Origin of the sequence: Vibrio sp. S457-15, from assembly GCF_000960545.1 — a bacterium.
GTDB lineage: Bacteria > Pseudomonadota > Gammaproteobacteria > Enterobacterales > Vibrionaceae > Vibrio > Vibrio parahaemolyticus.
Window position 1 is genome coordinate 49,341 of the sequence record NZ_JYOQ01000114.1, and the last position, 25,662, is coordinate 75,002.

At 46.2% G+C, this 25,662-nt stretch carries 19 protein-coding genes; 14 read left to right on the plus strand and 5 right to left on the minus strand.

Features of this window, described 5'->3' with window-relative positions:
* The first annotated feature begins 55 nt into the window (after positions 1-55).
* Positions 56-1,363 carry an acetyl-CoA C-acyltransferase FadI gene (gene fadI, locus UF05_RS09210; RefSeq protein ID WP_025631559.1) on the plus strand — a complete coding sequence of 436 codons (1,308 nt, stop codon included), beginning with the start codon at positions 56-58 and terminating at the stop codon, positions 1,361-1,363.
* Positions 1,363-3,474, plus strand: a complete 2,112-nt coding sequence (fadJ, locus tag UF05_RS09215) for a fatty acid oxidation complex subunit alpha FadJ (protein ID WP_025631560.1) — start codon at positions 1,363-1,365, stop codon at positions 3,472-3,474. Before fadI ends, fadJ begins: the two co-directional genes overlap by 1 nt.
* 64 nt (positions 3,475-3,538) lie before the next feature.
* On the opposite strand, the gene UF05_RS09220 is transcribed toward fadJ, so the two are convergent.
* Both UF05_RS09220 and UF05_RS09225 read right to left on the minus strand, forming a co-directional pair.
* Positions 3,539-3,793 (minus strand): hypothetical protein, encoded by a 255-nt coding sequence (locus UF05_RS09220; protein ID WP_005457697.1) that lies wholly within the window; start codon positions 3,791-3,793, stop codon positions 3,539-3,541.
* 165 nt (positions 3,794-3,958) lie between these two features.
* On the minus strand, positions 3,959-6,736 hold the full coding sequence (locus tag UF05_RS09225; protein ID WP_045545695.1) for an insulinase family protein: 2,778 nt from the start codon (positions 6,734-6,736) through the stop codon (positions 3,959-3,961).
* A 375-nt stretch (positions 6,737-7,111) separates the two neighbouring features.
* Here UF05_RS09225 and sixA point away from each other — a divergent pair, with 375 nt between their 5' ends.
* The gene (gene sixA, locus UF05_RS09230) at positions 7,112-7,576 is read left to right on the plus strand and encodes a phosphohistidine phosphatase SixA (RefSeq protein ID WP_005457775.1); all 465 of its coding nucleotides are present in this window, start codon (positions 7,112-7,114) and stop codon (positions 7,574-7,576) included.
* 135 nt (positions 7,577-7,711) lie between these two features.
* On the opposite strand, the gene smrB is transcribed toward sixA, so the two are convergent.
* The gene (gene smrB, locus UF05_RS09235) at positions 7,712-8,242 is read right to left on the minus strand and encodes an endonuclease SmrB (protein WP_005457721.1); all 531 of its coding nucleotides are present in this window, start codon (positions 8,240-8,242) and stop codon (positions 7,712-7,714) included.
* 62 nt (positions 8,243-8,304) lie between these two features.
* On the opposite strand from smrB, the gene prmB reads away from it, so the two are divergent.
* Positions 8,305-9,237 carry a 50S ribosomal protein L3 N(5)-glutamine methyltransferase gene (gene prmB, locus UF05_RS09240; RefSeq protein WP_031778542.1) on the plus strand — a complete coding sequence of 311 codons (933 nt, stop codon included), beginning with the start codon at positions 8,305-8,307 and terminating at the stop codon, positions 9,235-9,237.
* A 176-nt stretch (positions 9,238-9,413) separates the two neighbouring features.
* Complete coding sequence (aroC, locus tag UF05_RS09245; protein ID WP_025442149.1) at positions 9,414-10,499, plus strand: chorismate synthase; 1,086 nt, start codon at positions 9,414-9,416, stop codon at positions 10,497-10,499.
* A gap of 76 nt (positions 10,500-10,575) precedes the next feature.
* Here aroC and UF05_RS09250 read toward each other — a convergent pair whose 3' ends face one another.
* Complete coding sequence (locus UF05_RS09250; protein ID WP_005457667.1) at positions 10,576-11,199, minus strand: trimeric intracellular cation channel family protein; 624 nt, start codon at positions 11,197-11,199, stop codon at positions 10,576-10,578.
* Between the two features lie 332 nt (positions 11,200-11,531).
* Between UF05_RS09250 and UF05_RS09255 the strand changes: the two genes are divergently transcribed.
* The 3 genes from UF05_RS09255 to UF05_RS09265 all read left to right on the plus strand — a co-directional run bounded on the left by UF05_RS09255 (position 11,532) and on the right by UF05_RS09265 (position 13,156).
* The gene (locus UF05_RS09255; RefSeq protein ID WP_005457675.1) at positions 11,532-12,062 is read left to right on the plus strand and encodes an elongation factor P hydroxylase; all 531 of its coding nucleotides are present in this window, start codon (positions 11,532-11,534) and stop codon (positions 12,060-12,062) included.
* Between the two features lie 24 nt (positions 12,063-12,086).
* A complete protein-coding gene (locus UF05_RS09260; protein WP_005479532.1) occupies positions 12,087-12,350 on the plus strand; it encodes a YfcL family protein in 264 nt (87 codons plus the stop codon).
* Positions 12,351-12,631: 281 nt separating this feature from the next.
* Entirely contained in the window at positions 12,632-13,156 is a 525-nt protein-coding gene (locus UF05_RS09265) for an NADPH-dependent FMN reductase (protein ID WP_020841138.1), read from the plus strand.
* A 103-nt stretch (positions 13,157-13,259) separates the two neighbouring features.
* On the opposite strand, the gene mnmC is transcribed toward UF05_RS09265, so the two are convergent.
* Positions 13,260-15,278 carry a bifunctional tRNA (5-methylaminomethyl-2-thiouridine)(34)-methyltransferase MnmD/FAD-dependent 5-carboxymethylaminomethyl-2-thiouridine(34) oxidoreductase MnmC gene (gene mnmC / locus UF05_RS09270; protein ID WP_045545696.1) on the minus strand — a complete coding sequence of 673 codons (2,019 nt, stop codon included), beginning with the start codon at positions 15,276-15,278 and terminating at the stop codon, positions 13,260-13,262.
* Positions 15,279-15,406: 128 nt separating this feature from the next.
* Between mnmC and fabB the strand changes: the two genes are divergently transcribed.
* The 6 genes from fabB (at position 15,407) to accD (ending at position 25,634) form a co-directional block, all read left to right on the plus strand.
* Positions 15,407-16,618 (plus strand): beta-ketoacyl-ACP synthase I, encoded by a 1,212-nt coding sequence (fabB, locus tag UF05_RS09275; protein ID WP_005460738.1) that lies wholly within the window; start codon positions 15,407-15,409, stop codon positions 16,616-16,618.
* 398 nt (positions 16,619-17,016) lie between these two features.
* A complete protein-coding gene (locus UF05_RS09280) occupies positions 17,017-18,150 on the plus strand; it encodes a 4-phosphoerythronate dehydrogenase (protein WP_031816638.1) in 1,134 nt (377 codons plus the stop codon).
* A complete protein-coding gene (locus UF05_RS09285; protein ID WP_045545697.1) occupies positions 18,147-19,160 on the plus strand; it encodes an aspartate-semialdehyde dehydrogenase in 1,014 nt (337 codons plus the stop codon). The genes UF05_RS09280 and UF05_RS09285 overlap by 4 nt, the downstream gene beginning before the upstream one ends.
* Before the next feature lie 198 nt (positions 19,161-19,358).
* Positions 19,359-23,639: a FimV/HubP family polar landmark protein gene (locus tag UF05_RS09290; RefSeq protein WP_045545698.1), complete on the plus strand. Its 4,281-nt coding sequence runs from the start codon at positions 19,359-19,361 to the stop codon at positions 23,637-23,639.
* An 89-nt stretch (positions 23,640-23,728) separates the two neighbouring features.
* Positions 23,729-24,523 (plus strand): tRNA pseudouridine(38-40) synthase TruA, encoded by a 795-nt coding sequence (gene truA, locus UF05_RS09295; protein ID WP_005479529.1) that lies wholly within the window; start codon positions 23,729-23,731, stop codon positions 24,521-24,523.
* A 184-nt stretch (positions 24,524-24,707) separates the two neighbouring features.
* Positions 24,708-25,634, plus strand: a complete 927-nt coding sequence (accD, locus tag UF05_RS09300) for an acetyl-CoA carboxylase, carboxyltransferase subunit beta (protein ID WP_005460141.1) — start codon at positions 24,708-24,710, stop codon at positions 25,632-25,634.
* Positions 25,635-25,662: the final 28 nt, after the last annotated feature.

The following is a 25,662-nucleotide window of genomic DNA, read 5'->3' on the forward strand; positions in this document are numbered from 1 at the left end:
TTAACAAATTGATTACAATGCATCAGGTCAGACCTCTTGTATTTAAGGAGAAACAATGGGCAAGCAGGAAGTAAAAACACGCAATGGTGAGCGTGTTGCTATTGTCGCGGGGCTTCGAACTCCCTTTGCTCGTCAAAGCACGGAATTTAGCCAAGTGCCAGCGGTCGATTTAGGGAAAATGGTAGTAAGCGAAATGCTTGCTCGAACAGATATTGATCCGAAATTAATTGAACAAGTGGTGTTTGGACAAGTGGTTCAAATGCCTGAAGCACCAAACATCGCACGAGAAATCGTATTGGGCACGGGGATGAACATCCATACCGACGCTTACAGCGTGACGCGTGCGTGTGCGACGAGCTTCCAAGCGGCGGTAAACGTAGCAGAGAGCATCATGGCTGGCACCATTGAAATTGGTATCGCTGGTGGTGCGGATTCATCTTCTGTACTTCCTATCGGTGTGTCCAAAAAACTTGCTGCTAACCTGTTGGCTCTAAGCAAAACCAAAACATTGGGGCAAAAGCTCAATATTCTCAAGAGTCTGAGTTTTAAAGATCTCATGCCTGTTCCGCCAGCCGTCGCGGAATACTCGACGGGTTTGTCGATGGGACAAACGGCAGAGCAAATGGCGAAGACGCACGGTATCTCACGCGCAGAACAAGATGCGCTAGCTCATCGCTCTCATACATTGGCATCCCAAGCTTGGAAAGAAGGCAAAATCCAAGGTGAGGTGATGACCGCTTTCCCTGAACCTTACAAAAAGTGGATTTCTGAAGACAACAACGTTCGTCACGACTCGACGTTAGAGGGCTATGAAAAGTTACGTCCTGCATTTGACCGCCAGTACGGCAGTGTTACCGCAGCAAACAGTACGCCGCTGACTGATGGCGGCGCGGCAGTGATGCTGATGCGCGAAGGTAAAGCGAAAGAGTTGGGCATGGAAATTCTTGGCTACATCCGTGGCTACGCATTCTCAGCGATTGGTGTGGAAAAAGACATGCTGATGGGACCGACCTACGCGACTGCGAAAGTGCTCGAAAACACAGGCTTGGAACTGTCGGATCTGACGCTGATCGATATGCATGAAGCGTTTGCTGCTCAAGCATTGGCAAACGTGAAAATGTTTGCCTCAGATAAGTTTGCTCAAGAAAACCTAGGTCGTTCGAAAGCGATCGGTGAAATCGACATGGATAAATTCAACGTGCTCGGTGGCTCAATTGCTTACGGTCATCCATTCGCGGCGACGGGTGCGCGTATGATGACGCAAACTCTACGTGAACTGAAACGTCGTGGTGGTGGTATTGCATTGAATACCGCTTGTGCTGCGGGTGGTCTTGGCGCAGCAATGATTCTGGAGGTTGAGTAATGAGCGAGCAAAAAGCATTTAGTCTTAACGTTGATGAGCAGAATATTGCATGGTTAGCGATCGACGTACCGAATGAAAAGATGAACACGCTACAGGCGGCTTTTGCTGACGAAATGAAAGAAATTTTTGCTCAGCTAAAAGACTCCAGTGGCATCAAAGGGATGATCATTCACTCCTTAAAACCGGATAATTTTGTGGCAGGTGCCGATGTTCGTATGTTGGAGGCATGTACCACAGCGAATGAAGCACAAGCATTGGCAAAACAAGGTCAAGAGTTGTTCCTACAACTGTCTGACTTACCTTACCCTGTGGTTGCGGCTATTCACGGCCCATGTTTGGGTGGCGGTTTAGAACTTGCGCTTGCATGTGATTACCGTGTTTGTACGGATTCCGATAAGACACGCTTAGGCTTACCAGAAGTTCAACTCGGTCTATTACCGGGTTCTGGCGGTACTCAGCGTTTGCCACGTTTGATTGGCTTGTTACCGTCATTGGACTTGATCCTGACCGGTAAACAGCTTCGCGCGAAGAAAGCCAAAAAACTGGGCGTTGTGGACGCGTGTGTCCCAGACACAATTTTGCTCGACGTGGCAAAACAGTTTATCGACAAAGGCAAGAACAAGGGCAAGAAAAAGCAATCGACGAAAGAGAAGTTGATGTCGGGCAGTGGGTTAGGTCGTAAGCTTGTTTTCGAACAAGCTGCGAAGAAAACCAACCAGAAGACCCGTGGCAACTATCCAGCAACGGTCGCGATTCTTGAAGTGATTCAACACGGTCTGGAAAAAGGCTTTGCACAAGGGCAAGAGCTTGAAGCGAAACGATTTGGTGAGCTTGTGATGAGCTCCGAATCGAAGGCATTGCGCTCTATCTTCTTCGCGACAACTGAAATGAAGAAGGAACACGGCACGGATGCACAGCCTGCAGCGGTGAAAAAAGTGGGTGTTCTTGGTGGCGGCTTAATGGGCGCTGGGATCAGTCATGTAACGGTAGCAAAAGCAAAAGTGCCTGTTCGAATCAAAGATGTGAGCAATGACGGTGTGTTGAATGCGCTTAACTACAACTACAAGTTGTTTGAGAAGCAGCGTAAACGTCGCATCCTGTCGAAAGCCGATTTACAGGCAAAGATGTTGCAACTGTCAGGTGGCGTAGACTTTACAAGTTACAACCACATTGATGTTGTGATCGAAGCGGTTTTCGAAGACTTGGATCTAAAACAACAGATGGTTGCGGACATTGAAGCAAACGCAAAATCTGAAACTATTTTTGCTACGAACACGTCTTCGTTACCAATCCACAAGATTGCAGAAAAGGCAGAGAGACCAGAAAACATCGTCGGTTTACATTACTTTAGCCCAGTAGAAAAAATGCCTCTGGTGGAAGTGATTCCGCATGAAACAACGTCTGATGAAACCATTTCGACAGTTGTCGCATTGGCTAAGAAGCAGGGTAAAACCCCAATCGTTGTGAAGGACAAAGCTGGCTTTTACGTAAACCGCATTCTTGCGCCTTACATGAATGAAGCTGCGCATATCTTGCTGGCAAATGAGCCGATTGAGAAGTTAGATGGTGCGCTGTTGGATTTCGGCTTCCCTGTTGGGCCAATCACGTTACTTGATGAAGTTGGTGTTGATATTGGCGCGAAGATCATGCCGATTCTGGTCAATGAGTTGGGCGAGCGATTCAAAGGTCCTGATGTATTCGATATCTTATTGAATGACGGTCGCAAAGGACGCAAGAGCGGGAAAGGTTTCTACACTTACAAAGGTAAGAAGAAAGAAGTCGATAAATCCATCTACAAGCTACTCAAACTGACGCCAGAATCGAAGCTCAGCGATAACGATATTGCGTTGCGCTGTGTACTGCCAATGCTTAATGAAGCAGTACGATGCTTGGACGACGGTATTATTCGCTCTCCGCGCGATGGCGATATTGGTGCGATTTTTGGTATTGGCTTCCCTCCATTCCTTGGCGGGCCATTCCGTTATATGGATCAATTCGGTTTGAAAGAACTGGTTGAGAAAATGAACGAATTTGCATCGAAATATGGCGATCGTTATGCGCCATGCGACGGACTGCTGACTAGAGCGGGTGAAGGTCGTACCTTCTACTAAGTGCTTGAAACGCTGAACATTAAAAAGGCTTGCATCGCGCAAGCCTTTTTTCGAACAGAAGTGTTTATTTCTTCTTGTCTTTTTTATCTTTGTTATGCCCTTTACCTGGGTTGTCATCGCCATGCACGCTAGCGTTTCCTTTTTTGTCTTTATCATCCCAGTTTTTAGAAGAGCAATCGTCGGATTTGACGGAAATATTGTCACCGCTTAGGCGAACACAATCTTTGCTCAACTCAAAATCGTCACCTTTTACTGTGATTTCTGCATGAGCGGATGCGAATGGTAATAATACTGCAGCAAGTAGTAATAGTTTCTTCATGAGTGCCTCATCTACATGTTTTTTGTGCGGTAATTAGAGCATAAGCGGCAATCGCGTAATTTCAATTTTCTGTTAAGACTATCCAAGTCGTATTAGTAAATTGATGGGTTTCTCACATATTTTACAGCTCGACTTCCGCCCATTTTATCCATTACGGTGATGGTCTTAGCCCAGACCGCAATCTTTTGGTCGTAACTGAAATTCTTCGATAGAACCAATTTCTTGCCCTAAGTGAATTCGAGGTGCGTCGACATGTGCTTGGCCTTGCGAGTGCATGACTAACCGGTTTGCTGTTCTCGGTTTCAGTTCGTTAACGACAAAGCGAATCATGTCTGCTCTTGTTAGCTTTTTGAGCTCGGCTAGTACTTTTTCGCGTTGATTAAACTCGGTATCTTTGTTGCCTATGGCTACCCACAAGCGTTGCGCTCGTCCACGTAAAGTCGTGTCTGGGGTTGCGATTTGGTTCCAAAGGCCACGCTTACTGCTGTGCCATTGGTAGTCGTTGAGCTCCAAAAGCACCATGTAAAATGCATTTAAAAATTCATCGATAGAGGTGACCAATTCCGCAGGAGCTGCGTTTGGTGATTGCACATAAAGCACAATCCCCGGATGACGGTTCAGTGGCATGTTACCAGTGCCGACCATGTAGCCGAGTTGCTGCTTGGTGCGAATCTCATGAAAGAAGGTTGCCGACATGAGGTGATTGGCCAAAGAATAAAGTGCGATGCTGCGCGGTTCGATGTCTTCACACTGGTGGTAAATTACCACAGCAGAGTCTTGTTGATTACAATGTACTTCGCGCTGAAAACTGCCATTTTGACCGAGCATAATTAACGGACGCAGTGCTTCTTCGTAGCGCTGTTCTTTTACGCGCAAGGCATCTTTCAAGGTTGTTGCCATATCATGCGCTTGTTGACGTTGCCAGTCGCCATAAACGAACATTTCTACGTGGAGTTCCGCCAAAATCGACTCGACGAATGTCGACAGCTCATCGACTTCAATCTCTTCCAGCGCTTCTGCAAGTGTCGCGAAAGGAGGATTGTTGGGCTGCAACAAACCTGTTAATGCGTTAAAAAGTTGAGAAATTGGGCGATCTTGAGATGAATTTCGCCAGTTACGTAATAACTGTTGTTTGATGGTTTCGAACCGAGTCGGGTTGAAGTCTCTCGCGGCGAAACGGCGTAAAATCATCTCAAGCAGTTGCGGCAGTTTTTGGCTGAAGCCCGACAACGTCAAAGTTACACCACCTTGGTGCGCATACATGTTGTAGCCCATTCCCGCGATTTCAGCTTGGTAGGTTTCTTTAGCTAATGAGTCCAAAAACATTTCGACACAAAGACGTGTTTTCACAATATTCTTAGGCGACGCGACCGCGTGAGAACTGTCGATCGCAACGTACACTACGCCTTTCGGCACTCGGAACTCATCATCTTGCAAATGCCACAGGCGAAAACCTTCGAGATCTTCAATCAACTCCGGTAGTGAGCCCCCGTTTTCAAAGGGCATTGGGTCGAGGTCGTAACAAATGTACGGGTTCTTCTCTGGCAGAACAAATTGCCAACGCGGATCAATTTGTTGGAAGAAGCGTTTTTGCTCGCTACTGAATGGAGTGACGGAGTAGGGGGTGAAATACCACTCCGCAGTGCGATTGTACTCAAGTCCTTTGGCGATCAGCGTAACGCGGACATTGTCGACAGATAAATATTGCAGCAGAGAACGTTGCAGATCTTCATCATAGCCCGACATTTTGTAGTCGCCATAGATAATATCGTGCGGCTGATAATGCTGCATATTGATTACTAAATGACTAACTAAATCGAGAGGGCGTGAAGGTTCTTGAAAGCGGAACGCAGACTCCAATACTGCTTGCTTCTCTAGGTAGCGCCACTCATTCATTCCGTCTTGTTTGATCATGGTTAGATATTGGAACACAGCTTGAATGATGTCATCTACGTGATCTAACCCTTCTGGTGTGAGTGTACAACTGACCGTAAAATCACGATAGTTGCTGCCACTTGCCCCGCCGCCGGCTGACAGGGAAGTGATCCAGCCTTTGCTTTTCAGTTGAAGCATCAAGCTCCCTTCGCCTTCGTAACCTAACAAATGAGCGAAATAAGAGAGAGGCTTCACGCCGTAGTGTTTATCCATTCCCGGCATAGGGAAGGTGAGAATGAGTTTGCGAAACTCTTTGATGGGCTCAATTTGAACCAAAATTCCGGTGCTGTCTTCAGTCCCAATCGGTACGTTAATCGATTTACCACTTAATTGATGATTAGGGATGTCAGCGAACATGGCTTCTACCCAAGCTTGCTGCTCATCAAGAGATTGAGGCCCAAACAACGTCAGCGTCATAAGATCGGCTGAATATTGAGAATGATGAAACTCGACAATTTCATCACGAATAGACTGACCATCTCGGTCGCCAAGCGTATCTAAATTGCCGACAGAAAATTTTGAAAATGGATGTTCTGGATTGATGACTTCTTTGTTGACTTGATACAAGCGACGCGAGTCGTCATTCAATTTCAGCTTGTACTCAGAGTCGACCGCTTGGCGCTCTTTATCTAATGCTTCTTCGTTAAACAGTGGCGCGGTAAAGAATTGGCTAAAGCGATCCAGTGCGTTTTCAAATGCACTTGGAGTGACATCGAAAAAGAAGCAGGTGTGCTCCGTTCCTGTCCACGCGTTATTCGTTCCACCATGTTGGCTAATATAACTTTGAAACTCGCCCACTTTAGGGTATTTTTCCGTACCCAAAAAAAGCATGTGTTCTAGATAGTGAGCCAGACCTTGACGATCAACTGGGTCGTCGAAGTGTCCAACGTTCACAGCTAGGGCGGCTGCCGACTGTTGAGCTGTATCAGAATGAATCAGCAATACGCGCAAGCCATTACTCAAAGTAAGGTAGCGGTATTGGTTTGAATCGTTTGGACTTAGGTGCACGATGCGTCTCCAGATTTCGCATTACATTAATTATGAACCCCAAAGGGGGTAGCGCAAATGTTGCGTTCGACAAATACTGCTTGCCGCATTTTTGTTATTCGTAAGAGTACTGCATTGGGCCCATCGCTTTTGCGTATGGGGTAGAGCTGTTTGAAGGAATGCACTGAGTTCATGACTTCATCGTAGAATGTGATGAACTGAGTATATTCTTTTTAATAGATTGTTAAGAAAGTCGCTATCTTTAGCAAGCGAATTGGTATAATGAACAGATAATTATATCAGTATTTTTGTTTCGTCATTATTAAAATTAGCCCCGGTTATCTATAAAGATAGCAGTCAACCTTTTGGTAGCGTTAGCTATCCCTAGGAAATAACATGAAAATATTCATCATGCGTCATGGCGAAGCTGAGCATTTCGCAGATTCAGACGCAGCAAGAGAACTGACCCAAAGAGGCAGAACTGAGTCAGAGGCTGTTGCACGAGCTTGTGCTGAGCAAGGTTTTGCTCAATTTGACAAAGTGTTGGTGAGCCCCTACATCCGTGCTCAGCAAACCTGGCAAGAAATCAGTACGTTTTTCTCGACAAAAAGCATCGAGACCAGTGACGACATCACACCATACGGTCAATCGGATTGCGTGTTTGATTTTGCGAACGCGCTCATTGAAGTCGAGAAACTAGAGTCTCTATTGTTTGTTTCTCATTTACCGTTAGTTGGTTATTTGACGTCTGAGTTTGTGAAAGAGATGACGCCTCCAATGTTCCCAACCTCTGGTTTAGTGTGCATCGAATACGAACCACAAACACAGCGTGGTGAGGTGCTTTGGCATATTACGCCTTAAGCGTCTAAGTCATCGTTATCTAAAGATAAATCGATCTCTTAAATAGACAGACATCTAAAATGAGCATTTAAAAATTAGATATAGATAAACAAAAGGCAGGAATATCCTGCCTTTCTTATTCTTAGAGTGTATGTGTTACTTCTCTGGAATAGAGAGTAAAACCAGCAGCGCGCCGTCACCGCCAAATTCTAACGGTGCTTGGTGGAAGGCCATCACATCAGGGTGCTGAGCCAGCCAAAGTGGGGCTTTTTGCTTCAGAATGTGTTTACCAATACCGTGTTGAACGCACGCACAGTGAATTTCGTTTTTTACGCAATAGGCGATCATGGCACCAAGTTCGCGTTTAGCTTCTTGTTGTGTCATGCCGTGCATATCGAGGAAAACGTCAGGGACGTAGACACCGCGACGCAGACGTTTCACTTCATAAGTAGAAACATCATCACGAGCATAGCGAGTTGGGCCTTCTTCGTTTAATCGAGGCACAAACTCATCGGAAAAGTAAAACTCAGAATCACTCGCTTCTCGGTTTGAGCGTTTGATTTCTTTTTGCTTAGTATTTTTTTTTGGTTGCTGGATTATGGTATCCTGTCGCAACTTTTTTACGCCCTGTACTGCTTCCTTAAACAAGGCGAAATCGTCATCATGTTCGGTGTCTTTTTTGCTCATTAGGTAAACAATTTCATTAATAAACTTTATTGGCAGTATTGTAGCGCTTTTCGGAGGCAATTTTGGATAAGATTTTTGTAGAAGAGGCGGTATCGGAACTGCATACCCTTCAAGATATGATTCGTTGGACGGTTAGCCGCTTTAATGCAGCGAACCTGTTTTACGGTCATGGTACTGATAACGCGTGGGATGAAGCCGTTCAGCTTATCCTGCCAACCTTATACTTGCCGATCGACGTGCCTCCGCATGTATTGAACTCTCGCCTAACCACAAGTGAGCGTCTACGCATTGTTGAGCGAGTAGTAAAACGCATTAACGAGCGTACGCCAACGGCTTACCTAACCAACAAAGCGTGGTTCTGTGGTCTTGAGTTCTTCGTTGATGAGCGTGTTCTTGTGCCACGTTCTCCAATTGGTGAATTGATTCAAGCGGAATTCCAACCTTGGCTGGTAGAAGAGCCAACTCGAATCATGGATCTATGTACGGGCAGTGGCTGTATTGCGATTGCATGTGCGCACGCATTCCCTGAAGCAGAAGTTGACGCGATTGATATCTCAGCGGACGCGCTTCAAGTTGCAGAACAAAACATTCAAGATCACGGCATGGAACAACAAGTGTTCCCAATCCGTTCGGATCTGTTCCGCGATCTGCCAAAAGAAAAATACAACCTCATCGTGTCTAACCCACCTTATGTGGATGAAGAAGACATGAACAGCCTGCCACAAGAGTTCACACATGAACCTGAGCTAGGTTTGGCTGCGGGTACCGATGGCCTGAAATTGGTTCGCCGTATTCTTGCGAACGCGCCAGACTACCTAACTGATGACGGTGTCTTGATCTGCGAAGTGGGCAATTCAATGATCCATATGATGGAGCAGTACCCACAAATTCCATTCACTTGGATTGAATTTGAAAACGGTGGCCACGGCGTATTTATGCTGACTCGTGCGCAACTGGTTGATTGTGCAGAAGAGTTCAAACTGTACAAAGACTAATCCGTTTTTCCAAAAAACCTCAAAACACCGAGCCTGATGCTCGGTGTTTTTTTATGCATAACTCATCGATATTAACTCTTTACATCAAAACGTAATAAAGCCACTATGAATCCACGAAGAATTGGAAAGCAGTTGCGCTCAATCAGAGAGCGTGGCGACAATAACTTGAGGAAGTAATGGCAGGAAACAGTATCGGACAACATTTTCGAGTGACAACATTCGGAGAAAGTCACGGTATCGCACTGGGATGTATCGTAGACGGATGTCCTCCGGGATTAGAAATTACAGAAGCAGATCTGCAAACGGATCTCGACCGTCGTCGTCCTGGCACATCACGTTACACCACACAGCGTCGTGAACCGGACGAAGTTAAAATTCTTTCTGGCGTGTTTGAAGGCAAAACCACAGGCACTTCAATCGGCCTGTTGATCGAAAATACCGATCAACGTTCAAAAGATTATTCAGACATCAAAGATAAGTTCCGCCCGGGACATGCTGATTACACTTACCACCAAAAATATGGCATTCGTGACTATCGTGGCGGCGGCCGTTCGTCAGCCCGTGAAACTGCGATGCGTGTGGCTGCAGGTGCAATCGCGAAGAAATATCTGAAAGATGAATTTGGCGTAGAAATCCGCGCTTACTTGTCACAAATGGGCGATGTTTCTATTGATAAAGTCGACTGGGACGAAATTGAAAACAACGCATTCTTCTGCCCAGATGCAGACAAAGTGGAAGCGTTTGATCAGCTGATCCGCGACCTAAAAAAAGAAGGCGACTCAATTGGTGCGAAAATTCAGGTTGTTGCAACCAACGTACCTGTTGGCCTTGGTGAACCAGTGTTTGACCGCTTGGATGCAGACATTGCTCACGCGCTAATGAGCATCAACGCGGTGAAGGGTGTTGAAATTGGTGATGGTTTTGATGTCGTAAACCAAAAAGGCAGTCAGCACCGTGACCCACTTTCTCCACAAGGTTTTGGTAGCAATCATGCTGGTGGCATCCTTGGTGGAATCTCGACAGGTCAAGACATTGTTGCGAATATTGCACTTAAGCCAACATCAAGCATCACGGTTCCGGGTGACACGATCACTAAAGAAGGTGAAGCCACTCAGCTCATCACGAAAGGTCGTCACGACCCATGTGTCGGCATTCGTGCTGTACCTATTGCTGAAGCCATGCTGGCGATTGTTGTGATGGATCACTTACTGCGTCATCGTGGGCAAAACCACGGCGTAACGACAGAAACACCAAAGATTTAAGATTTAAGTTTGGTGCTCCAAATACAAAAAAGGTTGCTCATGGAGCAACCTTTTCTTTTTTGTTCTTTTTCTTAACTTAGTGGAGCGAGCTTTCTGTTTCTAACTGGAAAGAAGGCAAACGCCACTTAAATCGAACCGCTGCCATACGAAGTACGTAACCCACAACAAGGGTAACAATGGTTGCTGTTACGTCTGGCACGCTGAATTCCAGTAACGCAAGGTAAAGGCCGGATGCAATCAACGCGATAGAAGCGTATAGCTCCTCATGCAGTACCAACGGAGTTTGGCGACAGATCAAATCGCGAAGTAAGCCACCAAATACGCCAGTCACCAATGCAGATACCATACAGATGCCTGGGTGCAAGCCCATGCCCATCGCGATCTTGGTACCGATGATGCTAAATACAATCAAACCCAGTGCATCAAGACGAATGAACAAGCCTTTTAGTTTGATCACCCATTTCGCGAGGCCAGTCGTTAGTACGCCAGCAACACAGGTGATAGCCAGAAATTCAGGGTTTTTGACCCAACCAAGAGGGTAGTGGCCCAATAAAATGTCACGCACTGTGCCGCCGCCAATGGCTGTCGCACTCGCTACCAACATAACGCCAAACCAGTCCATTTTTCTTCTACCAGCGCTTAACGCACCTGTCATGGCTTCAGCCGTGATACCAATGATATACAACACACTTAGCAACATAGGGGAACACTCAAAGTAAAAAGTTACCGTTTATCCATTACAAAATGGTTAGGGCAGTAACAACACTTACAAACGGCTTAATCAGTCTTAAAAAGTGATTAAAACCAGCAACATGCTCATAATCAAACTGCTTGAAAAACAGCAATTTGAGTGGCACCAAAATAAGGCGAGAGTGTATTAGTAAATGAGTACGCTGACGAATGAGAAATTGTATTGAGAAAGGTCGGTTCAGATAAATTCAACTAATAACCAAAACTGTGGGATGCCTTTACCTTATTTGCAAAAACAGCGACAATGCGCAGCGCATGTCAATTTGAAGTACAGACTCGACGATGACCCACGAATACCAAGATCTAATCACCATTTTCAATGACACTTTTCTTGAGCAATTCAACACCACGCTAGAGCTTGGTGGTGATGAGCCTATTTATCTGCCAGCTGATGATGAGCATCCTCACCATCGTATTATTTTTGCTCGAGGTTTTTACGCTTCTGCTCTGCACGAAATCGCGCACTGGTGTGTCGCTGGTCCTGAACGTCGTTTAATGGAAGATTTTGGCTACTGGTATGAGCCGGATGGACGCACTGAAGCCGTACAAGCTGAGTTCGAAAAAGTAGAAATTCGCCCTCAAGCTTACGAATGGATTCTTGCCACGAGTGCTGGCTTCCCTTTTACGGTCAGTTGTGACAATCTACACGGCGATTTTGAACCAGATAGGCTTGGCTTTATGCAAAAAGTGCATAAAGAAGTATTAGGTATTTTGGAAGCAGGTTTGCCACCGCGAGTGAAAATGCTTTCGGACGCCTTACGTGCGTTTTACCAAACTAAGCCGCTGGAAGCGTCTGATTTTAGCGTTAAGTAACCCAAATAACCTCAGAGAAACTCCATGATTATTGAATTTGAAGAAAAACTACTAGAACTGATTGATGCTCGTATTGAAAACGCATCTGATGATGAACTGTTTGCTGGTGGTTATCTACGTGGTCACATCTCTCTGTCTGCCGCATCTTGTGAAGAAGACGGCATCAACGATGTTGAAGAGCTAAAATCTCGTATCGCGAACAGCCTAGAAGAAGCACGTGCAGAACTGACGCCTGCGGATCGCGTGATTGTTAGTGATCTATGGCAAGAACTGCAATCACAAGCATAATATCTACGAATTGCAGTAAATGAGTGCTCAGTGTAGCTGAATGAAAGCCTGTTAACGTTGTTGTGACTATTTTTTTTCAACGGGTTATATCAAACGTCACCTTATTTCAGGCGTGCTTCTTGGCTATTTCTGAGCATATATCTTCTATCGCTATCCCGCCTTTTTAGTCGAAATCAACTCCTTCGAAATATTCGAATTTCTCCATAAGATTTTTGTAGTTGTTGCCAGTTTGTTTAACTTTTATTCTGCAAAGCATAAAACGTGAACAAAGGAATATAACTATGAAAATTATCGCATTCGGTGCTTCTACCAGCTCAACCTCTATTAACAAAATGCTTGCTACTTACGCTGCTCAACAAGTAGAAGGTGCGCAAGTGAACGTGTTGGATTTGAACAACTACAACGTTCCAATGTTTAGTGAAGACAAAGAGAAAGAAATCGGCCAAGCGGAAGGCGCCATCGCTTTTTTACGCGAGCTAGAGCAAGCTGATGCCATTATCGTATCATTCGCAGAGCACAACGGCTCTTACACTGCGGCTTATAAAAACTTGTTCGATTGGGCAACGCGCATTGAGCGCAATGTGTTCCAAAATAAACCGGCAGTTTACCTTGCGACGTCACCGGGTCCTGGTGGTGCGAAAAGTGTGCTAGCGGCTGCAACGGGTTCAGCGCCATTTTTTGGTGCGGACGTTAAAGCGTCGCTTTCGGTACCAAGTTTTTACGAAAACTTTGACTTGGAGTCGGGTGAGATTGTAAATCAAGAAATTGCAGAGCAAGTGAAACAAGCCGTCGCATTGCTCAAATAATACGCCATTAAAAAGAGATTCCCGATGTGTGATTTCGCAGGCTTGGGAATCTCTTATTCGTTATCTACTTAGTTATCTATGTTGTTGTCTGCTTGATGCCGATTTAAAGCTCGGTAATCGCTTTGCCTTTGCGTAATTTGCGTACCCACATACGGCTTGGGTGAAGTTCTGTCAGCACATCGACAGGGAGTGGCAGTGGATCACCACAAATTTGCGAGGCCAACACTTCTGCCAACAGAGGAGCGGAGCTTAGACCGCGAGAGCCTAAACCTAAGAAGCAGAAAAGGTTAGGGAATTGGTGAATCGCTTCAACCTCTTCTTCTGCTTGATTTTGCAAATCTGCATATTGCGTTTTGATTGTTTCGAAATCACCCACGTTCCCAACAAACGGCAGATGGTCTCGACTCACGCAACGAATACCTTGGCGTGATAAATTGCCCGATGTATCCACTTCTTTGGTCCATTCCTGATTTGGAATGCATTTGATCAACTTTTCTACGTTATCTCGTTGTGCGTTTTCATCAAACTCATAGTCTAAATGACTGCGATCGTAACTGGCACCAATGCAAAGGTGTTGGTTATTTGGGTTAACAGGCGTCATGTAACCGTCGTAACACAGTACAGTTTTGAGTTTAGATAGGGTTTTCGTTGCTGGCGCGTGGCTCACTTGTCCTTTTACTTGCCCCATCGGCAAGGCTTCAGTTTGGCTTAGTGTTTGGAACTCGTTGCCGTTAGCAACTACAACGGTTGAATGTTCAAAGTTCTGGCCGTTTGCCTTTAATGTCCAAAGCTCACGCGCTTCGTCCCAAGTTAGTGACTCGACTTGATGCTCGAACTTCGCTTCAAAAAGTTCGGTTTTTTCTAGTTGAGTAATCAGCCCGCGAGTTAATTCCGCAGGGCACAACCAACCGCCCATTGGGTAATGAACCGATGCCATATCGATGGGTAAGCCGATTGTTTCCGCCGTTTCTTCCGCAGACAATTTACGAATGAGCTCTGGAGTGAAGTTTCCCTCCAGCATTTTCTCTAGTTTGTCTGTGGATTTGTCATCCCACATCAGCTGAGTTACACCACACCAATCATGGTCAAAATCGATTTCTTGCGCTGCTTGCTCAACAAATTGACGTGCGAACAAAAATGCTGGCGCAAATACACGAGATACACCTGTATGCGGGCCATTAAGCAGAGGATAAACGGCACCTTGACGGTTGCCAGAAGCCCCTTCGGCTGGTTGAGTGTCTTTGCAGTAAAGCGTGACGTTTTGGCCACGGCGAACCAACGTTTTCGCTAACGCCGCGCTGGCAATACCACCTCCGACTATGGCAATCGAATCAAGATTGCTAGACGCCGTGCGATTGAACCACGCAAGATGGTTCGATTGCTTTTCGCGTTGTTCCATCGAGCCTGCGATCATTTCACGCTTGGTGCCAAAGCCTTTGACTTTTTTCATTGCAAAGCCAGCTTCGTTCAATCCTCGACGCACAAAGCCCGCTGCGGTAAAAGTGGCAACTGTACAGTCTTGCTTGGCTAACTTAGCCATGTTGTTGAACAGATTTTGGTTCCACATTTCTGGGTTTTTACTTGGCGCGAATCCATCTAAAAACCAAGCGTCAATCAAACCTTGTTCGTTGTATGGGACTTGCGGCATGCAGTCTTTGATGTCGCCAAACCAAAGGTCGAGTGTAATTGCGCCATCTTCAAGCACAATGCGGTGACACTCAGGTACGGCAGCAGGGTAGTGCTTTTGCAGCTTTTCTGCATACTCAGCCAACTCCGGCCACGCTTCATGTGCTTTTTTCAAATCCGCTAGGCTTAGCGGGTATTTTTCAAAACTAATGAAGTGCAGCTCTTTTAGCGTTGCATCTGGGTGGTTGCGACGAAATTCATTAAACCATTGCCATACAGCAAGAAAGTTCAGTCCCGTGCCAAATCCGGTTTCACCGATAACAAAGCGTCTTTGGTCAAATTCCTGCCATCTTTCTGGGAGATGATTTTGTTTGAGGAAAACGTAGCGTGTCTCTTCAAGACCGTTTACGTTAGAAAAGTAAACATCATCAAATTGGTCAGAAACCGGCGTGCCAGCTTCGTTCCAACCAAGTTCAGCATTTTTAATTGAAGTCATAATGGTGCAAATTTGTGATTTGGCGCGGTAAGAATGGGGCGATTGTACGAATTTATGGGAAAGCTGACCACTTTTGTTGACTATCTTAGTTATCATCTAGCGGATTTTTGAATTATAGGAATGTCATAATGAAACGAGTCGTAATCACCGGTATGGGTATTGTTTCAAGTATCGGTAACAACGTCGAAGAAGTTCTAGCGTCTCTTAAAGCGGGCAAATCTGGCATCACTGCGTCTGAGCAGTTCAAAGAACACGGTCTTCGTTCGCAAGTTTGGGGTGATCTAAAGATCAACCCTGCGGAGCATATTGACCGTAAACAGATGCGCTTTATGGGTGATGCGGCTGCTTATGCATACCTATCAATGCAGCAGGCGATTGAAGACGCTGGTCTAACTGAAGAACAAGTTTCAAACGATCGTACAGGTATCGTTGCTGGTTCTGGTGGTGCTTCTGCATTAAACCAAACAGTAGCAACCGATATTATGCGCGAGAAAGGCGTAAAACGCGTAGGTCCTTACATGGTTCCTCGTACTATGTCTTCTACCGTATCAGCATGTCTTGCGACACCATTTAAAATTCGTGGTGTGAACTACTCAATGAGTTCAGCTTGTGCGACATCTGCACACTGTATCGGCCACGCAATGGAGCTTATCCAACTTGGCAAACAAGACATCGTGTTTGCAGGTGGTGGTGAAGAGCTAGATTGGTCTCAAACGATGATGTTTGATGCGATGGGCGCACTATCAACTAAATACAACGATACGCCAGAAAAAGCGTCTCGTACTTACGATGCAGACCGTGACGGTTTTGTTATCTCTGGCGGCGGCGGCATGCTGGTTATCGAAGAACTTGAGCACGCTCTAGCACGTGGCGCGAAAATCTACGGCGAAATCGTAGGCTACGGTGCGACTTCTGATGGCTACGACATGGTAGCACCTTCAGGTGAAGGCGCAGTGCGTTGTATGAAGATGGCAATGCAAGACGTTGACAGCATTGATTACGTTAACACTCACGGTACGTCTACTCCAGTTGGCGACGTGAAAGAGCTAGGCGCAATCCAAGAGCTATTTGGCGACAACAGCCCAGCAATCTCTGCAACAAAAGCGATGACAGGTCACGCTCTAGGTGCGGCTGGTGTTCACGAAGCGATTTACTCGACTCTAATGCTAGACAACAACTTCATCGCGCCAAGCATCAATATTGAAAACTTGGATGAAGCGGCAAAAGGTCTGGATATCGTGACAGAAGCTCGCGACGCAGAGCTAACGACAGTCATGTCAAACAGCTTTGGCTTCGGTGGTACCAACGCAACATTGGTTATCAAAAAATACCAAGCGTAATCAACACCAAAGCTAACTGAATTTGTTGGTGTTGTTCATTGTGATTTGAATGCCCACAAACCAGTTTCCAGAGCTTGATCAGTCAAACTGATCGAACAGACGCAGACTCTATCCCAAGGAGAGCGGGATAGGATCCTTTTGTTCTGGAACTTTGCCCGGCTAATTTAGCCGGGCTTTTTCTTTTTTCATCATTCCATTTTTTCGTGTTACTCATGTACTTTCCCTGTTGGGAAGTCCGTGATGCCGATTGTTGCTACCTCGACAAACCAAGCGATTCTCCACCTTGAGGTTTATTGGGTTTATATCTTGAGATTTTTCCCGAAAAGGGCACAATCGCCATAGCTTCGCTTTTTGCGAATAAACAAACTCATAAAATGGATCTTAAAAACGCTGGCGCTATGAAAATTATTGTTGATGAAAACATGCCGTACGCTGAAGAGCTATTCAGCCAACTTGGTGAAGTGATTCTAAAACCGGGTCGTACCCTGACTGCTGATGACCTTATTGATATCGATGCTCTGATGATTCGATCGGTAACCAAAGTAAACGCTGAACTGATCAGCAAAGCGAACAAGCTTAAGTTTGTTGGTACGGCGACAGCGGGTATGGATCACGTTGACCAAGCTCTTTTGAAAGAAAAGGGTATTTTCTTTACTGCAGCACCGGGTTGTAACAAAGTTGGCGTTGCAGAGTACGCATTTAGCGTCATGATGGTACTCGCGCAGCAACAAGGTTTTTCGGTCTTTGATAAAACCGTAGGTATTATTGGTGCGGGCCAAGTGGGTAGCTACCTTGAAAAGTGCTTGAAAGGCATGGGCATCAACGTCCTTATCAACGACCCATTCAAGCAAGAGGCGGGTGATCCTCGCAGCTTTACTCCGTTAGCTGAGCTTATCGAACAATCAGACATCATCACACTACACACGCCAATCACTAAAGACGGGCCGTACCCAACCCATCATTTGATTGACGAGAAAGTACTGAACGGTCTTCGTGGTGATCAGATTCTTATCAATGCAGCGCGTGGCCCTGTGGTTGATAACCAAGCATTGAAGCAACGTTTAATGAAACAAGATGGTTTCACTGCGGCATTGGATGTCTTCGAATTTGAACCAGAGGTTGATATGGAGCTTCTGCCTCTGCTAGCATTCGCAACCCCTCACGTTGCAGGCTATGGTCTGGAAGGGAAAGCTCGCGGTACAACAATGATTTTCAATCGCTACTGCGAGTTCTTAAATAACGAATTACGTGCGCATGCCAGCGATTTACTGCCAACTGCGCCTGTTCCAACGATGATGTTGGACAGAGCATGGGATGAAGCAACACTGCATAACATCACACAGTTAATCTATGATGTGCGTAAAGATGACGCTCTTTTCCGTCGTGAAATCAGTAAGCCAGGTGCGTTTGACCTGATGCGTAAAAACTACTGGGATCGCCGCGAATACAGCGCTGTCACGCTAGTGGGAAATGAAACATGCAACCTTTCACCGCTAGCAGAACTAGGTTTTCAGATTGAGGTAAGTCAATGAGCCAGCAATACAATGTTGCCATTTTGGGTGCGACCGGTGCGGTCGGTGAAACAATTTTAGAAGTGCTTCAAGAGCGCAAGTTCCCAGTCGGTGAACTGTTCCTATTGGCAAGTGAGCGTAGCGAAGGCAAGACTTACCGTTTCAATGGTAAAACCGTACGCGTACAAAACGTAGAAGAGTTTGATTGGGCTCAAGCGCACATCGCTCTGTTCTCGGCTGGTGGCGATCTATCTGCAAAATGGGCGCCAATCGCAGCTGATGAAGGTGTGATTGTTATCGACAACACGTCACACTTCCGTTACGAGTACGACATTCCTCTTGTTGTGCCTGAAGTAAACCCTGAAGCGATTGCTGAGTTCCGTAACCGTAACATCATTGCCAACCCAAACTGTTCGACTATCCAAATGTTAGTCGCACTTAAACCAATCCACGATGCCGTGGGTATTGAGCGTATCAACGTTTCAACTTATCAATCGGTATCAGGTGCGGGCAAAGCGGGCATTGATGAGTTGGCTGGTCAAACCGCTAAGTTGCTAAATGGTCTACCAGCTGACAAGAAGCAGTTCTCTCAACAGATCGCGTTTAACTGTATTCCACAAATCGATCAGATGATGGAAAACGGCTACACCAAAGAAGAAATGAAAATGGTGTGGGAAACTCAGAAAATCTTTAACGATCCTTCAATCACCGTAAACCCAACGTGTGTTCGTGTGCCGGTGTTCTACGGCCACGCAGAAGCGGTTCACGTTGAAACTCGTTCACCAATCGACGCGCAAGAAGTAATTAACCTTCTTGAGCAAACTGAAGGTGTAGAAGTATTCCACGGTGACGATTTCCCTACACAAGTTCGTGATGCGGGCGGTAAAGATCACGTAATGGTTGGCCGCATTCGCAACGATATTAGCCACCACAGCGGCGTAAACCTATGGGTTGTGGCTGACAACGTGCGCAAAGGTGCAGCAACGAACGCTGTACAAATCGCCGAAGTACTGATCCGCGATTACTACTAAGTTAGTGGTATAAGAAACGTAAAGCCTCGCACTAAGCGAGGCTTTTTTGTTCGAACGATGTAAATTTGTGTGAGATTAGTACGAATATGGCGAGAGCCACACATTTTTTACCCCCAAAGCTATAGTTTTGCGTGGTATATCCGATATATTTAACCGATCACCATTTCAAATTGTTTCTAGCACAAAACTGAGCCTTCTATGCGTCAAAATTATAAGCGTTTGTTAGCAGCCCTTGTGTTGATGAGCGCGACTCAGACATCGTCAGTGGTTCAAGCCGAAGGAATTCGTCTCGTTGGGCCGTCTGGTGAAGTGCAATCATCTCCGAGCTATGCTGAAGAGATCGAACGAGCATTACCTACTCCACCTGAGAATACTCAGCCCTCGCGCTTTTTCGGCCCGACAGGTGAAAACCAAACACTGTGGTCGATTGCTTCTGAGCTAAGACCGTCCCGTAATGTCTCGGTACAACAAACGCTTCTCGCCATTTATCGAATCAACCCTCAAGCGTTTGACAATCAAAACATCCACGAGCTGATCCCAGGCAGCCGTCTTCGTGTTCCTTCATTAGAGCAAGTTCGCAGTGCGACGACTGAGCAAGCTGTTGCCATTATGAAGGCGCACGAGTTACGACTAAAACAACCCAAGCCAGAAAAGCCAGCTCCAGTTAAACAGATAGAGGTTAAACCTAAACCTGTTGCAGAGCCGACTGCGCCAAAAACGCCAGTTGTTACTCCACCAAAACCTGAACCAGTTAAACCTGTTGAAACGACAGCAAACGTGCCACCAGTTTCGACGTCACCACAAGGTGAAAAGCAGGTTAGTGATCTAAAAGACAAGCTGCAGGGCTCGCAAAGTGAGCTTGAATCACTAGAAGAGAAAAACCATCGTCTGCGCCTCATGCTGTCTCAAGTTCAGAGCGAAGTTGAAACACTCAAAAGCGAGCTTAACGACGAAGAGCGCATTCGTTCGGAAGTGGAAAAACTGTTGGCAGAAGAGCGCCAACGTGTTGCTGAGCAGCAACGCATGCAGCCAAGTACGATGGATAAGATTCTATCCAATGGTTGGCTAGTCGGACTTGCAGCTCTGATTCCCGGGGCACTGCTAGCGTTGTTGGTTGTCATGCTACTTGGTCGTCGTTCGAAAGCGAAAGAAGAGGAAGCCGCGCAGCAACAGACACAAGATATCGATCCGCTTGCGGCTCCAATTGGTTTAGCCGCCGTAGACCAACTTGATGATGAGCTCAGCCTAGATGATGACTTGTTTGGTGATGATGACTCTGAACCGCTATTAGATCAGGATGATAAAGCAGAGCTTGAAGAGGATGTCTTCGCGAACCTAGATGACGAAGAACTAGACTTCAACTTAGAAGGCGATGACGGCGAAGATCCATTTGCCGGTATCGGCGATGATGGTGATTTAGACGTTGGATTTGACGAGTTTGATTCTTCAACGAGCGGCATTCAAGTTAATGGCGACGAGAAAGCGCTGGGCCTTGAAGAGATGGAACGTGCGCTTGATGAAGTGACGCCAGAACTTGAAGTGCTCGACGAAGACGAAACAGGCTTCGACTTGTCCGACGACGACAACGCTATTTCTGATGATGAATTTGCCAAACTTCTTGCGGATGATGAACCATCGGAAGACCTTTCAAGTGGCAGCGTTGATCAAGCGATGCTGGACGACTTATTCGCAGAACTTGGCGACGATGATTTAGATCTTGACGTTGAAGATACCAAGCCAGAGCCGCAAGTCTCAGACGAGGATTTCTCGGCAGGAGAGGCGTCGGATGACGATATTGATAAGCTATTAGCTCAATACGATCAACCAGCAGAAGAAACATCAAGTGAGCTTGACCCACTTGAGGAACTCGAAAGTCTGGCGGGTTTGGCTGATGACACCGATATCGATGAAAACAGCACTGAGCTACTCGACGAATTGATCGATTTCGATGAAGACGAAACCGAGGAAGAGTTCGATCCGCTCAACGAATTGGAAGCGCTATCTGATTTTGAGGCTGAAGAAGCAATTGAGGAACTCGACGAAAACAGCGTTGAATTACTCGATGAGTTACTGCAAGACGACGATGAAAAGCCCGTTTTAGAAGACGAGAGCACGACCGAGCTCGACCCATTCGATGATTTGATTCGTGAGGATGAGGCAGTCACTGCTGATGAGAGTCAGTTAGACGATGACTTGGTGGCTGATTTTGGTTTTGAAGAGATCGAGCCTCAAACGGAACAAAATAAAGCGCTTGAGCCAGAGGAAGAGAAGCAGCTAACCGCGCAGGTTGAAGAAGAAGCCTCAGAGTTAGAATTTGAATCTGGCTTAGATATCGACGCTCTGCTGAGTGAGGCGCAGCCACAACCACCGGCTGCATCAGAACCAGAACTAACGAAATCGTTCCAAGAAGAAAGCGTCCCGTTTAATAGCAATGACTTCCTAGGTGATCTTGAGGAAATGTCACCAGAGCATGATCCTCTGATGACTGAGCTGGATGAACTGTTTGAATCTGACAACACCGTTCTTGAAGAAACTGAGCAAGAAAGTGCAGACTTTGCCGCCGAGCTAGATGCACTTCTGGAAGGCAAAGACGGTTTTGCTGAAGAGTTAGAAAACTCATCTGTCAAAGAGAATTTGATGCCATCGGCTGAAGAGCTGCCCTCTGAAAATGGTGAGTATCAACCTCGCGACGAACAGACTGAACCAGAAATTACCAGTAAAGAGGAAGAACCTGCATTCACGCCAACGCCGAATACCGTTGAGAATGAATTTGGCGTTCCTCAAGAAGAAGACTGGTTGCTAGACGACGTTGAGTCTGAAGCTGAAAACAAACTTGAACAAGAACCTGTTGCGGCAACGTCCACTGACGTTGATGAAGACGAGTTCAACTTCGACGAACTGGAGCTGCCAGAGTTTGACGAAGACGATGCATTAGCTTCAATGGCCGGTGAGCCTGAGCTACCAGAAGCTGAAGTTCAAACTGCAGAGCCGACCGCTGACGCGGAAGAAGAATTCAACTTCGACGAGCTGGAACTGCCAGAGTTTGATGAAGAAGATGCATTGGCATCCATGACGGCTGAACCTGAGCTACCAGAAGCTGAAGTTCAAACTGCAGAGCCGACCGCCGAAGCGGAAGAAGAGTTCAACTTTGACGAACTGGAACTGCCAGAGTTTGATGAAGAAGATGCATTGGCATCCATGGCGGCCGAGCCTGAGCTACCAGAAGCTGAAGTTCAAACTGCAGAGCCGACCGCTGACGCGGAAGAAGAATTCAACTTCGACGATCTGGAACTGCCAGAGTTTGATGAAGAAGATGCATTGGCATCCATGACGGCTGAGCCTGAGCTACCAGAAGCTGAAGTTCAAACTGCAGAGCCGACCGCTGAAGCGGAAGAAGAATTCAACTTTGATGAATTGGAACTGCCAGAGTTCGACGAAGAAGATGCATTGGCATCCATGGCTGCCGAGCCTGAGCTACCAGAATCTGAAGTTCAAGCCGCAGCACCAACGGCCGAAGCGGAAGAAGAATTCAACTTCGACGAACTGGAACTGCCAGAGTTCGACGAAGAAGATGCATTGGCATCGATGGCTGATGAACCTGAGCTACCAGAATCTGAACGTGAAGCGGCAGCACCAGCAGCCGAAGCGGAAGAAGAGTTCAACTTCGATGATACTGAACTGCCAGAGTTCAGTGAAGAAGATGCTATAGCGGCTATGGCTGAAGCATCATCTTCATCAGAATCAGAAGTTGCGCCTAAGCCAATTCTCCAGGCAGATAATGACCATGATGCGCTTTTTGAAGTCTTCGCTCACAACAGCTTTGATCAAGAGGTAGCGCAGCCAACTGTTATTGAATCTCCATCTGAGTTAGACGATTTTGATGAATCAACGATGGCTAACTTGCTTGCAGATGAGCCAAGTGCTGAAGCGTTTGATGGCAAGCTCGACAGCGACACCATTGCAAGTGCAGGCATGGATTTCGAAACCATGTTGGATGTCGGTGATGACTGGGATGGTTTTAAGCCAGCATCAGACATGCCTGAACCATCGGTTACGGAAGAAGTCCCTGAAGATCAGCAAGAAGTGTGGAGTTCGAGCGAAGCGCTGACTCAACCTGAAATCGCGCAAGAGAACTGGGCCGAGCAGGAAGATCTTGATGACTTTGACCCTAAGAAAAATCAGTTTATGACTATTGATGAACTGATGGCTCAAGTGGACAAAGAAGGTGGTGAGTTTGAAGAGCAAGAACTGATGCTTGATGTCGGTTTGAATGAGTTCCCTGATGTGATTGGTGATATCGGTGACGTTGATGTAGATACCAATGCAGAAGCAGCAGGTAAGTTGGACCTTGCTAAAATCTATCTTGAAATGAACGATCCTCAAGGTGCGATCAAACTGTTAGAAGAGGCGATAGTTTACGGTGAAGATGACATTCGCCGAGAAGCGAAAAACCTCATCGATACCATAAACGGTCGATAAATCAAAAAGGGTAGCGAGAGCTGCCCTTTTTGTATCTGAAGGGACTTGAGTATATACTTCCCGCCCCATTTTAGAGTTCGAAGGTTAAGATGAGAATCGCATTAGGTATCGAATACAACGGTACAAATTATTTTGGTTGGCAACGCCAAAGAGAAGTGAAAAGTGTTCAAGAAGAACTAGAGAAAGCGTTGTCCATCGTTGCGAACCACCCTGTCGAAGTGCAGTGTGCAGGTCGTACTGATGCGGGTGTACATGGTACGGGACAAGTTGTTCACTTTGATACCAACGTTAATCGAAAAATGGTGGCTTGGACGATGGGCGCAAATGCGAACATGCCAAGTGACATCGCTGTTCGCTGGGCAAAAGAAGTTCCTGATGACTTCCACGCGCGATTCTCAGCAACAGCGCGTCGTTACCGCTACATCATTTTTAATCACGCATTGCGCCCAGGCATTTTGAACTCGGGTGTGAGCCATTATCACGGCGAGCTAGATGAAAAGAAAATGCATGAAGCCGGGCAATATTTGTTAGGTGAAAATGACTTTTCATCATTCCGTGCAGCGCATTGTCAGTCGTTGAGTCCGTGTCGTAATTTGATGCATTTAAACGTCACTCGTCATGGTGATTATGTTGTTATCGACATTAAAGCGAACGCGTTCGTTCACCACATGGTTCGAAACATCACAGGTAGCCTGATTAAAGTTGGTCGTGGTGAAGAAAAACCAGAGTGGATCAAGTGGTTGCTTGAGGCAAAAGATCGCAAACTTGCAGGTGCAACAGCGAAGGCTGAAGGTTTGTACTTAGTCGATGTCGATTATCCAGAAGAATTTGAATTGCCTTGCGTGCCGATCGGTCCGCTGTTTTTGCCAGATAATTTGAACTAAATTCACAAACTTGCTTCAAAATATCGGTAGTGTAGCCGCATAACATCAGTAATTAACGATATCGAAAATAGGTACAACCAGTTTTTTATCTACACTCGTCGCAAGATATGGTTTAATCCGTCGGTATTATTTCGAATTTATATCTTTCGCAATGAAGCGGAAGAGTTGAGAGAAAAGGTCTTCCATGAGTTGGCTTGAAAAGATTTTAGAGAAAAGTAACCTAGTTAGTTCACGTAAAGCTTCTATCCCAGAAGGTGTGTGGACGAAATGTACCTCTTGTGAGCAGGTTCTTTACCATGCTGAACTTGAGCGTAACCTAGAAGTTTGTCCTAAGTGTAACCATCACATGCGTATGAAAGCGCGTCGTCGTTTGGAAACATTCTTGGACGAAGGTAACCGTGTTGAGCTAGGCACTGAGCTTGAGCCTCAAGACAAACTGAAGTTTAAAGATTCTAAGCGATACAAAGAACGTATCTCTGCAGCACAAAAGAGCAGTGGCGAGAAAGATGCGCTGATCGTTATGCAAGGTGAGCTATTAGGCATGCCTCTAGTAGCGTGTGCGTTTGAATTCTCTTTCATGGGCGGTTCAATGGGCTCTGTGGTTGGTGCTCGCTTTGTTAAAGCAGTAGAAGCAGCAATCGAGAACAACTGCGCGCTTGTGTGTTTCTCTGCAAGTGGCGGCGCTCGCATGCAAGAGGCGTTGATGTCTCTAATGCAAATGGCGAAAACCAGTGCGGCACTTGAGCGTCTGTCAGAAAAAGGCCTGCCATTTATTTCGGTTCTTACTGACCCAACCATGGGCGGTGTATCGGCAAGTTTGGCGATGCTGGGCGACATCAACATTGGTGAGCCTAAAGCGTTGATCGGCTTTGCAGGTCGTCGTGTAATCGAGCAAACGGTACGTGAAGATCTTCCTGAAGGTTTCCAACGTAGCGAATTCCTGCTTGAGCACGGTGCGATTGATATGATCGTTGACCGTCGTGAAATGCGTCAACGTGTGGGGGGTCTTATCGCTAAGATGACTAACCACAAGTCTCCATTGGTGGTTTCGGTTAACGAATCTCCAAATGAAGAACCATATTCTGTACCAGAAGTGGACGAAAAAGGGTAAAGTAACAACTAACATAAAGCCAAAGAAA

What these genes read in the sequence shown, in the direction of transcription:
- fadI (WP_025631559.1), top strand. Translation starts at nt 56, where the DNA reads ATGGGCAAGCAGGAAGTAAAAACACGCAATGGTGAGCGTGTTGCTATT.
- fadJ (WP_025631560.1), top strand. Translation starts at nt 1,363, where the DNA reads ATGAGCGAGCAAAAAGCATTTAGTCTTAACGTTGATGAGCAGAATATT.
- UF05_RS09220 (WP_005457697.1), bottom strand. Translation starts at nt 3,793, where the DNA reads ATGAAGAAACTATTACTACTTGCTGCAGTATTATTACCATTCGCATCC.
- sixA (WP_005457775.1), top strand. Translation starts at nt 7,112, where the DNA reads ATGAAAATATTCATCATGCGTCATGGCGAAGCTGAGCATTTCGCAGAT.
- smrB (WP_005457721.1), bottom strand. Translation starts at nt 8,242, where the DNA reads ATGAGCAAAAAAGACACCGAACATGATGACGATTTCGCCTTGTTTAAG.
- aroC (WP_025442149.1), top strand. Translation starts at nt 9,414, where the DNA reads ATGGCAGGAAACAGTATCGGACAACATTTTCGAGTGACAACATTCGGA.
- UF05_RS09250 (WP_005457667.1), bottom strand. Translation starts at nt 11,199, where the DNA reads ATGTTGCTAAGTGTGTTGTATATCATTGGTATCACGGCTGAAGCCATG.
- UF05_RS09255 (WP_005457675.1), top strand. Translation starts at nt 11,532, where the DNA reads ATGACCCACGAATACCAAGATCTAATCACCATTTTCAATGACACTTTT.
- UF05_RS09260 (WP_005479532.1), top strand. Translation starts at nt 12,087, where the DNA reads ATGATTATTGAATTTGAAGAAAAACTACTAGAACTGATTGATGCTCGT.
- UF05_RS09265 (WP_020841138.1), top strand. Translation starts at nt 12,632, where the DNA reads ATGAAAATTATCGCATTCGGTGCTTCTACCAGCTCAACCTCTATTAAC.
- mnmC (WP_045545696.1), bottom strand. Translation starts at nt 15,278, where the DNA reads ATGACTTCAATTAAAAATGCTGAACTTGGTTGGAACGAAGCTGGCACG.
- fabB (WP_005460738.1), top strand. Translation starts at nt 15,407, where the DNA reads ATGAAACGAGTCGTAATCACCGGTATGGGTATTGTTTCAAGTATCGGT.
- UF05_RS09280 (WP_031816638.1), top strand. Translation starts at nt 17,017, where the DNA reads ATGAAAATTATTGTTGATGAAAACATGCCGTACGCTGAAGAGCTATTC.
- UF05_RS09285 (WP_045545697.1), top strand. Translation starts at nt 18,147, where the DNA reads ATGAGCCAGCAATACAATGTTGCCATTTTGGGTGCGACCGGTGCGGTC.
- UF05_RS09290 (WP_045545698.1), top strand. Translation starts at nt 19,359, where the DNA reads ATGCGTCAAAATTATAAGCGTTTGTTAGCAGCCCTTGTGTTGATGAGC.
- truA (WP_005479529.1), top strand. Translation starts at nt 23,729, where the DNA reads ATGAGAATCGCATTAGGTATCGAATACAACGGTACAAATTATTTTGGT.
- accD (WP_005460141.1), top strand. Translation starts at nt 24,708, where the DNA reads ATGAGTTGGCTTGAAAAGATTTTAGAGAAAAGTAACCTAGTTAGTTCA.